This window comes from Pseudomonas helleri, assembly GCF_001043025.1.
Lineage (GTDB): Bacteria > Pseudomonadota > Gammaproteobacteria > Pseudomonadales > Pseudomonadaceae > Aquipseudomonas > Aquipseudomonas helleri.
The window spans coordinates 295,811-307,439 of record NZ_JYLD01000008.1 but is presented as its reverse complement, the minus strand read 5'-3'; the positions used below and the strand labels follow the sequence as shown (position 1 = coordinate 307,439).

22 protein-coding genes are annotated in these 11,629 nt (G+C 55.9%); 21 read left to right on the top strand and 1 reads right to left on the bottom strand.

The annotated features are described in order from the left end of the window. The first annotated feature begins 424 nt into the window (after nt 1-424). A complete protein-coding gene (locus TU84_RS15425; RefSeq protein ID WP_048370353.1) occupies nt 425-970 on the top strand; it encodes a hypothetical protein in 546 nt (181 codons plus the stop codon). A 551-nt stretch (nt 971-1,521) separates the two neighbouring features. On the opposite strand, the gene TU84_RS26830 is transcribed toward TU84_RS15425, so the two are convergent. Continuing rightward, complete coding sequence (locus TU84_RS26830) at nt 1,522-1,713, bottom strand: ECs_2282 family putative zinc-binding protein (protein WP_457852319.1); 192 nt, start codon at nt 1,711-1,713, stop codon at nt 1,522-1,524. Between the two features lie 131 nt (nt 1,714-1,844). On the opposite strand from TU84_RS26830, the gene TU84_RS15415 reads away from it, so the two are divergent. The 20 genes from TU84_RS15415 (at nt 1,845) to TU84_RS15330 (ending at nt 11,539) form a co-directional block, all read left to right on the top strand. Next, nucleotides 1,845-2,192 (top strand): hypothetical protein, encoded by a 348-nt coding sequence (locus tag TU84_RS15415; protein ID WP_048370349.1) that lies wholly within the window; start codon nt 1,845-1,847, stop codon nt 2,190-2,192. Nucleotides 2,193-2,262: 70 nt separating this feature from the next. Next, entirely contained in the window at nt 2,263-2,463 is a 201-nt protein-coding gene (locus TU84_RS15410; RefSeq protein WP_157403806.1) for a hypothetical protein, read from the top strand. A 426-nt stretch (nt 2,464-2,889) separates the two neighbouring features. Further along, nucleotides 2,890-3,075, top strand: a complete 186-nt coding sequence (locus tag TU84_RS15405; RefSeq protein ID WP_048370345.1) for a hypothetical protein — start codon at nt 2,890-2,892, stop codon at nt 3,073-3,075. A gap of 63 nt (nt 3,076-3,138) precedes the next feature. After that, nucleotides 3,139-3,333, top strand: a complete 195-nt coding sequence (locus TU84_RS15400) for a hypothetical protein (RefSeq protein WP_048370344.1) — start codon at nt 3,139-3,141, stop codon at nt 3,331-3,333. Between the two features lie 70 nt (nt 3,334-3,403). Continuing rightward, on the top strand, nt 3,404-3,589 hold the full coding sequence (csrA, locus tag TU84_RS15395) for a carbon storage regulator CsrA (protein WP_048370342.1): 186 nt from the start codon (nt 3,404-3,406) through the stop codon (nt 3,587-3,589). Between the two features lie 235 nt (nt 3,590-3,824). Next, entirely contained in the window at nt 3,825-4,004 is a 180-nt protein-coding gene (locus tag TU84_RS25610) for a carbon storage regulator (RefSeq protein WP_082148734.1), read from the top strand. A 525-nt stretch (nt 4,005-4,529) separates the two neighbouring features. After that, nucleotides 4,530-5,117: a hypothetical protein gene (locus TU84_RS15390; protein ID WP_048370340.1), complete on the top strand. Its 588-nt coding sequence runs from the start codon at nt 4,530-4,532 to the stop codon at nt 5,115-5,117. 190 nt (nt 5,118-5,307) lie between these two features. Further along, complete coding sequence (locus TU84_RS15385; RefSeq protein WP_048370339.1) at nt 5,308-5,592, top strand: hypothetical protein; 285 nt, start codon at nt 5,308-5,310, stop codon at nt 5,590-5,592. A gap of 6 nt (nt 5,593-5,598) precedes the next feature. Beyond that, nucleotides 5,599-5,754, top strand: coding sequence for a hypothetical protein (locus TU84_RS26085; RefSeq protein ID WP_157403805.1), 156 nt, complete (start codon nt 5,599-5,601; stop codon nt 5,752-5,754). Between the two features lie 18 nt (nt 5,755-5,772). Next, nucleotides 5,773-5,958 carry a hypothetical protein gene (locus TU84_RS15380; protein ID WP_048370337.1) on the top strand — a complete coding sequence of 62 codons (186 nt, stop codon included), beginning with the start codon at nt 5,773-5,775 and terminating at the stop codon, nt 5,956-5,958. A gap of 21 nt (nt 5,959-5,979) precedes the next feature. Continuing rightward, nucleotides 5,980-6,402, top strand: coding sequence for a hypothetical protein (locus TU84_RS15375; RefSeq protein ID WP_048370335.1), 423 nt, complete (start codon nt 5,980-5,982; stop codon nt 6,400-6,402). Continuing rightward, entirely contained in the window at nt 6,399-6,584 is a 186-nt protein-coding gene (locus TU84_RS15370; RefSeq protein ID WP_048370333.1) for a hypothetical protein, read from the top strand. Before TU84_RS15375 ends, TU84_RS15370 begins: the two co-directional genes overlap by 4 nt. Beyond that, on the top strand, nt 6,581-6,802 hold the full coding sequence (locus TU84_RS15365) for a hypothetical protein (protein ID WP_048370330.1): 222 nt from the start codon (nt 6,581-6,583) through the stop codon (nt 6,800-6,802). Before TU84_RS15370 ends, TU84_RS15365 begins: the two co-directional genes overlap by 4 nt. After that, the gene (locus tag TU84_RS15360) at nt 6,802-7,038 is read left to right on the top strand and encodes a hypothetical protein (protein ID WP_048370328.1); all 237 of its coding nucleotides are present in this window, start codon (nt 6,802-6,804) and stop codon (nt 7,036-7,038) included. The genes TU84_RS15365 and TU84_RS15360 overlap by 1 nt, the downstream gene beginning before the upstream one ends. Before the next feature lie 123 nt (nt 7,039-7,161). Next, a complete protein-coding gene (locus TU84_RS15355) occupies nt 7,162-7,671 on the top strand; it encodes a zinc-finger-containing protein (protein ID WP_048370326.1) in 510 nt (169 codons plus the stop codon). A 44-nt stretch (nt 7,672-7,715) separates the two neighbouring features. Then, nucleotides 7,716-8,906, top strand: a complete 1,191-nt coding sequence (locus TU84_RS15350; RefSeq protein ID WP_048370324.1) for a coiled-coil domain-containing protein — start codon at nt 7,716-7,718, stop codon at nt 8,904-8,906. 7 nt (nt 8,907-8,913) lie between these two features. Then, nucleotides 8,914-9,681: an ERF family protein gene (locus TU84_RS15345; RefSeq protein WP_048370322.1), complete on the top strand. Its 768-nt coding sequence runs from the start codon at nt 8,914-8,916 to the stop codon at nt 9,679-9,681. Further along, nucleotides 9,678-10,295 carry a lambda exonuclease family protein gene (locus tag TU84_RS15340; protein ID WP_048370320.1) on the top strand — a complete coding sequence of 206 codons (618 nt, stop codon included), beginning with the start codon at nt 9,678-9,680 and terminating at the stop codon, nt 10,293-10,295. The genes TU84_RS15345 and TU84_RS15340 overlap by 4 nt, the downstream gene beginning before the upstream one ends. 12 nt (nt 10,296-10,307) lie before the next feature. Next, entirely contained in the window at nt 10,308-10,802 is a 495-nt protein-coding gene (locus tag TU84_RS15335; RefSeq protein WP_048370318.1) for a single-stranded DNA-binding protein, read from the top strand. A 254-nt stretch (nt 10,803-11,056) separates the two neighbouring features. Next, complete coding sequence (locus TU84_RS15330) at nt 11,057-11,539, top strand: hypothetical protein (RefSeq protein ID WP_048370316.1); 483 nt, start codon at nt 11,057-11,059, stop codon at nt 11,537-11,539. Nucleotides 11,540-11,629 lie beyond the last annotated feature (90 nt).

Here is an 11,629-nt window from a genome sequence, read left to right as displayed (position 1 = left end):
TTCTTTTCGGTCACTTGTTTGACCGCCTGGATTTTGAATTCTTCGGGATATCGCTGGTTGCTCATGGCACCTCCTAATGGGCCTCATTTTAAGGCTTGGAGGTGTCTACGAAACTAGGGGCGATTCAAAGCGGGCTTTTTTGTGTCTGCGCTTGGGCTGATTGCCAGCTTGCACTCCTCAAGGCGCCACTTACACTTTTAAATGCCGGGTGACCATGCCCCTCCGACCCGGCTTGACTCGCTAATTGCGGGTCTTTTTTATGCCTTAGCTACTCTCTCCCTCCCCGCCTGCGCCAATGAAGCTTTATAGGCCATAAGCGTATAGCTGGCATAGCACTAGCCGAAGGTCTTGGCCTCATCGCCCTCCCATTGGTGGCCGTACACCACGAATGATAAAGTTCAGCCCTAATTTAGGGAGGGACCCAATGAAAGGTTTCGGTACGTTTATCCTGATTGTGGGGGTTTGCTGGCTGGTCTTTGCGCTGAGCATGGATGTTTCGGTTTCCACCGGCCTGGGCAGAGTAAATAATCTCGGGCTGATGGCTGACCGTCAGTTGCATGCAATTGTGGGCGGGATGATTGCCCTGGCAGGCCTGATCATGTTGATCTTTGGTGGCAGAGCCGCTGCTCCGGCGGCTTCAGTTCCCGCCGTCAATGATACGCGTCCCTGCCCGCTCTGTGCTGAGACCATCAAACTTGCAGCTGTTAAGTGCAAACATTGCGGCGCGGATGTTGAGCCGACGGCGCGTTACGTGCCAGCCACTGGCTGGACCATCCGCATTCCTTGTCGGCCAGGTATGGAATTTGATGCTACCCAGAAAATTGTCAGCGACGAAGGACTGCCCTGCGCCCACCCCGACGGCGCGGTTGTGGTGATCGGGCCCTACGAAGAAAAGGCAGAGGCCGTCGAGGCGCTGAAGCATATCAGGGTTAATCATTCCATTTTCGGCGAGCTGTCCTACAAAGACTGATCTTGCCAAAGCGCAGAACTCAAATGCAGCCCGCTCAACGCGGGCTTTTTTGTGCCTGCCCAAAAATAATATGACCGCCGGTATTGCCAATCTACATTACCGGAGGTATTGTTCATTCCAAGCCAAGCAACACCGGCTCGCAAGACCGGCAACACCGCTCTTTAACAACCTGATGAACGCCGAGCTGGCCGATGCATAGCCAGCGGACGTACCGCGCAACGGTACGCAGCGATTCGACCATATGTCGGCGCTGGGCATAGGAGACCTCATTCGGAGGGCGTAGCTGGAGAGGCTGCGTGATGGCGAGTAAGCGTTTGGCCTTGGGACCTTGATCCCGTGTCGCGCTGAAAGGCATCAACGGGAAAGCGACCGTTGACCTATGCAAGGATTAGAGATTACCGGCCCGCCAAGTGTGGGCCGGATGCTCTCCAGGTGGCCCTATGTCAGGGCCACGCGGAAAGCAGGAGAAGCCAATGCAAACATCGAAGCTTCAAATCGAAGTCGATGCGACGGGAGCAATCGCGCTGATCGAATCCATGCGGGCAGATATATCAGCTCTTAAAGATATTCCTGAATTTCCAATCGAAAAAATCCTTCGCCTTGGCGAGAGCCTCATCGCGCAGCTCTCCGTAGGGGCAGGATGCACCGCAGTCGTCGCAAATGATGATCGAGTCATCATTCAGGTCGTCGGGGTGCTTGAAGTCTTTGCAGCCGCAGTCGCTGCACTGAAGCTCTATGTTCATGCGGTATCGCCTCAACAGTTGTAGGGACTTGAGAGGCTAGCACGGCTCGGCGTGGGTAAATATCCGGGCACCAAACCTCACTGATGCAGCTTGGCGACAGGCTGCATTGGGAAATCAACTGGAGAAGCGCCATGGCAAAGGGAGTGGTGATCAAGTACGAGTGCGATGCGTGCAACGAGATGCATGACGACGAGGATGGAGCGCGAGAGTGCTGCATGCCTGGTGTCATTGAAAGGTTCTTCTGCCCCATCTGTGATGACTCACACGATGAGGAGATTGATGCACAGAAATGCATCCTGAGCCACGCAGATATCGAGTCTGCTGACGATGAGCATTGCCCGAATTGCTTGCGCCCCGCTGACACGGCTCAGTCCAGGATTGAGATTGCGGTATCCGGCCATTGCAGTACGTGCAACCCGATCTACACGCCCGATCAAAACCTGCGGATCAAGCATGCACTTGAGCCGAAAGACGCATAGCGACAACACCAGTGCTTTTCACGTCAGCGCCTGTATCAGGCGCTTTCGGAAAATAACAGGAGTAATGATGATGAATGAGCAGCAAATAGAACGGTTTCGGCAGATCGTTCAGGAGATAGCGACGGACGAAAGCGTCAGCTTCGATGAGGCTTTCGCTATCGCTTCGAATCACCTGGCCTATTGGGTTAGCGAAATGCCAAAGGGCAAAGCCTTCTCTGGCGGAAACTCAACTCAGGCAGGTTTCAACCAAGCAGACCAATCTACTGATTGACTGACGAAAATTGATGGGTCGGACGGGTGCGAAAAGGGCCTAGCCATTTCGTGAATTCTTTTTCTCAGTTGCTCCGCAGTGAGGCTGCTTGTTCCAAAGTATGTTCCATCAGGCATCTTCAGAAGCTTGCTATCGCCCTGAACTGTTCGCTTCGTACCTAGCATTTCCAATGCCTTGTGAAGCTCCTCATAGCTTTCGCTGTTCGCCTTGTATATCTCAACCCGCACCATGTACTCCGCCATAACTGTATTCCTTTTTTCGACTGTGGACCCCAGATCCTAGACGGTTTCCCTCGACTGTGGAAAGCGAGGAAACAGGGAGCCTGCCCCTGCAAAAACAGGCAACCCCAAACAACAGTGACTTTCACCGAAACGCCTGGGCGACCGGGCGACCGGGCGTTTTGGGAAAACAACGGAGGAATGAGGAATGTGCCTGAAAGATCAAGGACTCAAGTTCTGCATCAGCCCGGACAGGCAGCGAGGGCGCTGGCTTCACCCGGCAGAGATTGCGCATGAGCATCAAGACTGGCTCGACGTAACGGAATGGCCGGACGAGAAGCTGGCGGCCTACCTGATGCCTCAACCAAGTCAACAGGAGCTATTTGCAGCATGAAGGGGAATTCACTTCTGCACCTGGTCACCCGGGTGCAGCGGGAACACTACCGGAGCGAACGAAATGATCATCATCAAAGACGACTTCACAAGCGGCGCGCAAGTGAGCATGGAAATGGATAAAAACGCTGGCGAACTATTCGTTTTTCATTGCCCGGCTGGCCAAGGCTGCAAGGTTAGTAAGTGGCCGTTGGATAGCTATCACCTGCCAATTGCCATGGCGCATTACGAACAATGTTGCGAGACAGAGCGTAGCTAAATGATGGGCCTTTTCACTTCTGCCTCCGCATCGGTGGCAGAGGGAAAACCACCCAACAAGGAGAAGGACCATGTTGATACTCACCCGCCGCGTAGGCGAAATCATCCGCATCAACGACAACATCAGCGTGCAGGTGCTGAGCGTAAGCGGCCAGCAAGTGAAGCTTGGCGTTGTCGCCCCGGAAACTGTCTCAGTGCACCGGGAGGAGATTTACAAGCGTATCCAGGCAGAACGTTTGACTGATAGCGCTGCTTGATTGGTAGGCATCACTGAAGCCCGTTCGCTGAGCGGGTTTGGGGATGATGATTACTAGAATTCAGCTGCAGCTACATGCATATCAACTGATGCTGAATCGATACAACTAAGCTGAAGCTATTCAGCATCAAGAATTATTAAATCAAGAATTGATTTTTGTAAAAACTCATGAAAAATTGAATTTCTGCTTAGTACTATGACTCTCATATCATGCATCAAATTTTATGGGGACAACCATGTTGACGATCGCACGCTATATTGGTGAATCCATTATCATAGGTGATAATATAACAATTCAAATTAAGGGGATTTCAGGTGATCGCGTTAAGCTCTCCATTGATGCCCCAAAATCGGTCACTATTCACAGGTATGAGCTGTTCTGTAGATTCAAGCCTACCCCCTCTTTCCAAAGATAATTTTCCTAATCTCTCCGAGGTGTTACCTACCGCCGACTAGAGTCCTTCTTAGTGTGCAGCTATAAAAAAAGCGTGTAATTTCAATCCTCATAACCATTTGATATGTGAAAAAATTAAAATTCGGTCCGGAGTTCTCTGGGCTGAATTGCTTATAGATACCTCCGGGCGCCCCCAAGCCAAGGCCATCGCAATAGATCCCCAAGTCTAGTGAGCCACAAGCTACCAATACCCACCTTGTAGCAAGCCAGAAGGCTGTGCTCATCACCCTGGCAGGTGAGAAAAGCAGGGTCGACGATGTGACCGCACATCAGCCAGGTGCTTGTAGACCCAACCAAAGCAAAGACGATGTACTGCAGGCGAGTCCTAGGGCATTGCTGCCCAGACTCGACGCATTCCGGGAAGCGCCGGACGCCTACTACCTCCCCACTTCTATTACGCCAACACTCACCCCTGCGCCCATCGGCAACCAGCGGGAGGAATGAGTGTTGCCGTAATGCAGGTGAACAAACGAATGGAGTCTTCGAAATGCCAAATATCCTCGACGTGATCAAAACCCAGCAGGGGCAAGTATTCCTGCTGCTGGATGAAATGCCGCGCCGCGTGTACGAGCGCGCCGGGAACATGCTTGTTTCCAGTCATGACGGTTTCTTCGACTTCATGAAGATCGTGCCGGGTACGCGAGATGCTTTTGCAGGCCGCTCATTCACGATTCAGCTCACTGACGGCTCAACTCTGGAATGCAAGGGCCAAGTCTGGGACTGCGGCGGTGACCCCGGCGTTCCGACCTTGCAGGTTGGGGTTGGCACTCGCGAATCACTTGAAAGTTGCTACGTGTTTTGTAGCGCCACTGTCGAGAAAGCGCTGGTAGACACCTGGCTGGCCAGTAACAAGCCGAGCTCTCGCTACTACAAGTACGACAAGCGGGAAACAGTCGAGTATTGGGAGTCGATTTATCGGAAAGAAAAATGGGGAAATCGAGTCTCTCCCGCCCGTGCCCGAAAGCTACGCAAGCGCGGCGCAACCATATGGCGAGTTAAAGGCAAACCAACGTGGAGCGCTCGCTTTGAGAAGCGCAAAGCTCAAATCCGCGCTGATATCGCCGCTGACGCCTAACCCCAAAACACTGGAGGTCGCCATGCTAAAGCGTCGGAAGGTCGTCGGCTTGCCACAAGCCACTGGTGACCACGGCAAGCAAGGGTGGTTTTGCAAGTTGTCTTGTGGCCACTCAACTGTAACCAGCGGTAAGGGGTGGCGTAGGCCTAAGACGGCCCGGTGCCCACTTTGCCCATAATTGGAGGTCGCCATGAGCGATTGGAAGGACATTGCCAGCGCGCCGATGGATGGAACTGAAGTGCTGCTCGCTTCAATCGGTCAGACGTTTGACGGCGTTCCAGTGCCGCCCCGCGTGACCCTTGGGCACTACACAGTTGGCGACGAACTGCTCCGGGATGCAGGCGACTGCGGCGGCGCTTGCCGCTGCCCAGAGTACGAAGAAATCGAACCTTTCTGGCTGTCATGGGACGGCGGATTCACCGAAGAGAACCCGCCGACTCACTGGCAGCCACTCCCCGCCCCACCCGCCGAGTAACCCGCCATGCGCAACAAGCACCCCGGAACCTGCTACCGCTGCAACCTTCGGGTTGAAGTTGGCCAAGGCCACTTTGAGCGCCACGCCGGTGGCTGGCGAACCCAGCACGCCGACTGCGCCATCAAGGCCAGACAGGCGAAGCAGGAGCAGCAAGTCAAATAACACCCTCTGGAGGTAGCCATGAGCGATACCGCAAAGCCGCGCCGCGTGAAAGCGAAGATCACTCGCACTGTTACCGAGTGGGCAATCGTCACTCTCGACCGAAACGGCAACCTTGAAGAGTTTGAAGAAACCATCGAAGAGCTTGAACACATCGACGTGATGGAGGTGCACAGCATCAACCGCGTTATCAGCTACTACGACTAACCCGCCACCCTGGAGGCGATCATGTCAGCACTACGCAAGGCTCAGTTTGAGCATGACGAACAACTGCCGCCTCCGGTGAGCGAGACAGCTCAAGAGGTGGCGCGGGAAGAATGGCTGCACAACGCCGTCGAGCAACTGCTGCTGGGCTGCGATGTGAAGTTTCAGCGCCGTATGCGCAAAGCTCAGGGCGTTACCGTGGCCGAGCTGGAAGCGGCTGTAGATGAGCATGCAAACGGCCGCTTGGCCGACGGCGAGATTGTGACGCCTTCCCTTGGGCGCCTTCTGATCGAAAACAGCGGTGGCCGGGTCGACAAGGCAGCCACGGCCGAGTTGCTGGGCCCCAGCGACCATCCTCAGGGAAAGCTTGGCGAAATCGCTGAGCGCCTGCTCCGGCCCTTGGCCAGTGACGCGCTAATCGCCCTGGCTGAGGACGGCGAATCATGAGCGCCCACATCAAAATCGACGAAGCGCTTGAGGGGCTGGAGCATGCCGCCAGCACGGCCGAGCAAGCGCTGGCCGCTCAACGAATGATCGCCGACTTCCTTGTCGATCGGTCAATCACCCTTCTTGAATTCGACCACTACTGCGCACGACTGAACAAGGTTACGCGCAAGGAGGCAGCGTGAGCACAGCCCCGGTTAAATCGCTCATTGATGAGCAGCTTGAAGAACTGTCACCCAGCACCAGCCCGGCAAGCGACCTCGTTCTGATGGTCTTCAAGGGCCGCGACTGGCAAGACGCTTTGCGCGCCGCCGAGCAGGGCTTTATAGAGAACGTTCACGCCTGGAGCCAGCGCGCTTGCTTGTGCGGCGAGTGGACAGTCACTTATGAGGTGAAGCTGTGATGATTTGCGGAAACTGCAATCAGCCTGGCATTCGCTGGGTCGGCCCATTCAGCAACTTGACCCACACAGAGTGCCCGCACTGTGGTGGCATGAACTGCCAGCGCGACGAGCAACTGGAGCAGGATGAGCCTGAGACGGAAACTTGCGGCTGCGGCGCCGAGGGCGAGGTGAACTACGACGATGGCACCGAGGTGCGCTACTACTGCTACGGCAGCCTGCCGATGTGTTCGCCATGACCACCCACCAACGCGCCCGGCGCCTACTCATCTGGCGCGGCTCTTTCTCTGCCCTTTCCTTCTGCAGCTTTCTGATGCTGCTCAGCGCCTTCGCTGACCGAATAACCCAATAGGTAACCCATCATGCCAATCGATCCTCGGGCTAACGCCCCCGAGCGCATTGCTGCGCCCGCTCCGCTGCCTCACGTCAGCCGCCGCGCACTTAAACGCGTCAAGAATCCAATCCCTGCTCCAACAACCTGCCGCTACTGCAATGGCGAAGTGCACCTGGTGTGCAACTCTGAAATCTACAACGGGCGCAGCTACGGGGATTGGCCCTATGCCTATCTCTGTGATGGCTGCCGGGCATATGTGGGCCTGCACCCGGATACGGACATTCCTCTCGGAACGCTCGCAGACGACAAGCTTCGGGCAGTTCGTAATCGCAGCAAGACAGCCTTTCACAACCATATGCGAAAGGCAGGCCTAACCCGGACGCTCGCCTATCAGTGGCTGGCCGGCCAAATGGGTATTGAGGTCGGTAAATGCCATTTCGGATGGTTTGACCACGCTGAATGTGTCGCCGCCGAGGAGGTCGTCAAACAAGCTGTTCCGCCTACCACAATGGCTCAGGCATTCGCCAAAGCTCAATAACCCAAACCCTTTACGGTTGCGAGCACCGCAGCAGGGGATTCCTTATGTCTCAACAACAGCAAATCATCACCATCGACGATATCAGCGCCGATAACGCTCCAATCATCTACGTCGCTGGTGGTCTGGCCCAGTTCTTCGACGCGGTGAAAGCAGAAGTCACCGGCGAAGTCCCGGATCTCTCAACCCGTAAAGGCCGCGAGCGAATTGCCTCACTGGCAGCCAAGGTCAGCAAGTCAAAGACCGCTGTTGAGAAACCCGGCCGCGAATATCTGAAACGCCTCAAGGAAATGCCGAAGGTTGTCGAGGCTGAGTTGCGCGAATTCGTCACCAGCATGGATGCCCTGCGCGATGCGACCCGCCAGCCGCTCACTGACTGGGAAAAGGCAGAAGACGCCCGGGTTGATAAGCACAACGACGGCATCCAGAAAATCAAGGACATGGCGTTATTCGACGCCACGCCGCAAGCCGTCACCGTCGCCCAGGTAATCGCCAATCTTGAAGCGATCGCAATCGACGATAGCTGGCAAGAGTTCCTGCCCGAGGCTGCGCAGGCAAAAGACCAGGCCTTGGCCAAGCTTCGCGCCCTGCTGGCCGAGCGCACCCAATACGAAGCTGAACAGGCTGAACTGGCACGACTGCGCGCTGAGGCAGAAGCACAGGCCCAGCGCGACCGCGAGGCAGAGATTGCCCGCGCTGCCGCAGAACGTGCACGCGTGGAAGCCGAGCAGCGCGCCCAGGCCGAACGTGACGCGGCAATCAAGCGCGAAGCAGAAGCAAAGGCCGAAGCTGAGCGCCGCGAGCTGGAGCTAAGACTGGCCGCCGAGCAAGCTGAACGTGCTGCCGCCCAGGCTGCGCGGGAAAAGATTGAAGCCGAGCAGCGCGCAGCTCAGCAGAAGGCCGACGACGAACTGCGCCACAAGCAGCAAATGGAACAGGCCGAAGCCAATCGCATTGCCGCCGAACAACGAGCCGAACAGGAGCGCCTTGATGCCGTGCGACGCCAAGAAGAAGCGGTCGAGCGTGCGCGCCAAGCAGAGGTCGCCCGCCAGCAAGCGGCAGCGGACGAAGAACGCCGCCAGGCAGAAGCCCGTGAAGCCGACAGGGCCCACAAAGGCGCTATCTACAAGGCAGCAAAGGAAGCATTCATGCAGCACGGCATGAGCGAAGAATGCGCTCGGCTGGCTGTAAAGCTGGTCGCAAGCGGGCTTATCCCAACCATATCTATTAAATACTGAGGTCGCCATGAGCAATCTAGCGGTAACAGACAAGAGTGAGCGCTTGCCAAGCATTCAGGCCGAAGCAGCCACGATTATGTCGATCATTCAGCAAGTGGCCATGAGCCCTGAGGCTGATATCGACAAGATGGAACGCTTAATGGCTATGCATGAGCGCTTCCAGGCTCAGCAGGCTAAACAGCAGTACGACGACGCGCTGTCCCAGATGCAGGAAGAAATGCCTGTCATTGGCGAGCGCGGAGGCATCAAGGACAAAAACGGTCGCATCCAAAGCACATACGCGCTCTGGGAGGACATCAACGAAATGATTAAGCCTGTCATGGCTAAGTACGGCTTCGCCCTGACCTTTCGCACTCCGCGCAATGATCGAGGCATTGAAGTTGAGGGGGTGCTAAGCCATCGCGCTGGCCACCGAGAAGAAACTTCAATTCTATTGCCTGTGGACGCCACTGGCAGCAAGAACGGAGTTCAAGCTGTCGCCTCAAGTGTTAGTTACGGCAAGCGCTATACCGCTGGCTTGCTGCTGAACATCACAACAACAGGCGAAGACGATGATGGCAATGGGCCAGCCGCAGTGACGCCTCGTGTCACCTCGGCCCAAGCCGCACAGCTCGCAATGCTTCTGGAAAAATGCAGCGATAAAGCCAAGGCAGCTTTTGCGGGCATTCACGGCAAGCCTACCGCAGTTGAAAAAGCAGTATTCGACCAGGTGCTAGCCATGCTCACAAAGTCGGCCGCCAGCAACGAAGCCGCACAAAAGGCAGGTGAAGAATGAAAGTAATTAGCGATGTAGAGCAAGGAACGCCTGAGTGGCTGAACCTTCGCCTGGGTATCGTGACCTGCTCAGAGCTGGACGCTTTGCTGGTCAATGGTAAGGGGGAGGCGGGATTTGGCGTGGGAGCGTTTACCTACATGGATACGCTCATCGGCGAACGCATCACTGGCGAAGCGGCTGATCCTTTTATGGGGAATCGCCACACTGAGCGCGGGCATGAGCTTGAAAGTACTGGCCGCCAGTTGTTTGAAGCTCAAACCGGAGCCACAACCCAGCAAGTTGCCATCATTCTAAATCACGGAATCGGTTACTCACCTGATTCGCTTATCGGTTCAGATGGCCTATGTGAAATCAAAACCAAGCTGCCGAAATTTCAAGTCGGCGTGATTCTGGGCAATGAGATTCCAAAAGATCACGTTGCTCAATGCCAAGGGGGCCTATGGGTCTCGGAGCGTGAATGGATTGATTTCGTGAGCTACTGGCCAGGGATGCCCCTGTTCATCAAACGAGCTTATCGCGACGAAGCCATGATCAGAAAGCTGGCTGAGCGCGTTAAAACCTTCTACGAAATCCTTGATGAGCGCATGAATAAAGTGCTCGGAATTGCAGCCTAATCCGGAGCAAACATGCCACAACTTACCGATATCGGCCGTATTGGTCGCGATGCCGAGCTTCGCTATACCACAGGCCAAAACCCTACCGCAGTTATCTCCCTGACCCTGGCCTGTGATTACGGTCGAAAGGGCCAGGACGGGAAAAAACCAACCCAGTGGGTCGAAGCTGTAATTTTTGGCAAGCAAGCAGAAACACTGGCGCCATACCTGGTGCGCGGCCAGCTCATGCACTTCACGATTGACGATGCGCATATTGAAGAATTTCGGCGGCAAGACGGAAGCCAGGGTAGCAAGCTGACTGGACGAGTGATCGCAATCAAGTTTGCAGGGGCGCCCCCGCAGGGCGCACAACAACAGGCGCAGCAGCAACAGGCTCAACAACCGCGCCAGCAGTCGCGCCCTCAACAACAAGCACCGCAGCAAAGCCAGCAAGGCGCGCCGCCGAGCTTTGATGATTTCGACGACGACATACCCTTCGCCCCGCTCCACCCAATCAACGGTGCATAAGCATGCACTCTCGCGAATCTACTGACGCGCTCAGCGTTATCAAATATGCCGCGATGATGGCAGGTTGCAGCGGGCAGCCATGGGCGATTTACAGTCACCCAGGGCGCCTGCTGGTTGCCAAGCCTTACACCGGGGCAAGGTACAAGCTTTTAGAGGTTTGCCACCCGTGAGTAAGACAAACCGTTTTCGCATCCAGCAACGCAAACGACAGACCTGGCTGGACTTGCCGGCCAGTGGAATTGAAGAGGTAGGCCATGGCAGCCGAGCAGAAAGATCGAACGGCCAAGCTTGCCGAGAAGCGGGCCGAACTGGGCGAGCAGGAGTTGCGGCACACGGTACCGCACGGCACTCGGCAGATGCTCGACGAACTGATGCTCTGGCATGAGATCGAGGAACTCAGCGAGGCGGTGCAACTGCTGGTATTGAATGGCCGCGCCAATGACCTGCTGGCGGTGCCACAGAAGATCAAAGGGCCGTCCGACATCATCCGCCACTACTTCCGACAGGGAATGCGCGACCGCCTTACAGCGCTCACCGCCGAACTGGGCGAGAAGAAAGACCGGCTGACCATCTGGCGACTGATTGCCCATGCCCACTCAATGGGGCCTGAGAAATCCGCCCCGCTATTTAAAATTAAGCGCCACGGTTACGAGATAACAGAAGACGTGGCGCGGAAATTACGACAAGCCGGATTTGTCGAATCCCTCATGCTGAACGCCGAAGAAGACGGCGAATAACCCAACCCCTTCCCTGCTGCGCATCCAGATATGGAGGGCGGCGCCTGCGCTGGAGAGCATCATGGACAACAAGCCCACCCAGACTCAGAT

Excerpts from the sequence above, each read along its gene's own strand:
- TU84_RS15425 (WP_048370353.1), top strand. The coding sequence starts at position 425 with ATGAAAGGTTTCGGTACGTTTATCCTGATTGTGGGGGTTTGCTGGCTG.
- TU84_RS26830 (WP_457852319.1), bottom strand. The coding sequence starts at position 1,713 with ATGAACATAGAGCTTCAGTGCAGCGACTGCGGCTGCAAAGACTTCAAG.
- TU84_RS15415 (WP_048370349.1), top strand. The coding sequence starts at position 1,845 with ATGGCAAAGGGAGTGGTGATCAAGTACGAGTGCGATGCGTGCAACGAG.
- TU84_RS15410 (WP_157403806.1), top strand. The coding sequence starts at position 2,263 with ATGAATGAGCAGCAAATAGAACGGTTTCGGCAGATCGTTCAGGAGATA.
- TU84_RS15405 (WP_048370345.1), top strand. The coding sequence starts at position 2,890 with ATGTGCCTGAAAGATCAAGGACTCAAGTTCTGCATCAGCCCGGACAGG.
- TU84_RS15400 (WP_048370344.1), top strand. The coding sequence starts at position 3,139 with ATGATCATCATCAAAGACGACTTCACAAGCGGCGCGCAAGTGAGCATG.
- csrA (WP_048370342.1), top strand. The coding sequence starts at position 3,404 with ATGTTGATACTCACCCGCCGCGTAGGCGAAATCATCCGCATCAACGAC.
- TU84_RS25610 (WP_082148734.1), top strand. The coding sequence starts at position 3,825 with ATGTTGACGATCGCACGCTATATTGGTGAATCCATTATCATAGGTGAT.
- TU84_RS15390 (WP_048370340.1), top strand. The coding sequence starts at position 4,530 with ATGCCAAATATCCTCGACGTGATCAAAACCCAGCAGGGGCAAGTATTC.
- TU84_RS15385 (WP_048370339.1), top strand. The coding sequence starts at position 5,308 with ATGAGCGATTGGAAGGACATTGCCAGCGCGCCGATGGATGGAACTGAA.
- TU84_RS26085 (WP_157403805.1), top strand. The coding sequence starts at position 5,599 with ATGCGCAACAAGCACCCCGGAACCTGCTACCGCTGCAACCTTCGGGTT.
- TU84_RS15380 (WP_048370337.1), top strand. The coding sequence starts at position 5,773 with ATGAGCGATACCGCAAAGCCGCGCCGCGTGAAAGCGAAGATCACTCGC.
- TU84_RS15375 (WP_048370335.1), top strand. The coding sequence starts at position 5,980 with ATGTCAGCACTACGCAAGGCTCAGTTTGAGCATGACGAACAACTGCCG.
- TU84_RS15370 (WP_048370333.1), top strand. The coding sequence starts at position 6,399 with ATGAGCGCCCACATCAAAATCGACGAAGCGCTTGAGGGGCTGGAGCAT.
- TU84_RS15360 (WP_048370328.1), top strand. The coding sequence starts at position 6,802 with ATGATTTGCGGAAACTGCAATCAGCCTGGCATTCGCTGGGTCGGCCCA.
- TU84_RS15355 (WP_048370326.1), top strand. The coding sequence starts at position 7,162 with ATGCCAATCGATCCTCGGGCTAACGCCCCCGAGCGCATTGCTGCGCCC.
- TU84_RS15350 (WP_048370324.1), top strand. The coding sequence starts at position 7,716 with ATGTCTCAACAACAGCAAATCATCACCATCGACGATATCAGCGCCGAT.
- TU84_RS15345 (WP_048370322.1), top strand. The coding sequence starts at position 8,914 with ATGAGCAATCTAGCGGTAACAGACAAGAGTGAGCGCTTGCCAAGCATT.
- TU84_RS15340 (WP_048370320.1), top strand. The coding sequence starts at position 9,678 with ATGAAAGTAATTAGCGATGTAGAGCAAGGAACGCCTGAGTGGCTGAAC.
- TU84_RS15335 (WP_048370318.1), top strand. The coding sequence starts at position 10,308 with ATGCCACAACTTACCGATATCGGCCGTATTGGTCGCGATGCCGAGCTT.
- TU84_RS15330 (WP_048370316.1), top strand. The coding sequence starts at position 11,057 with ATGGCAGCCGAGCAGAAAGATCGAACGGCCAAGCTTGCCGAGAAGCGG.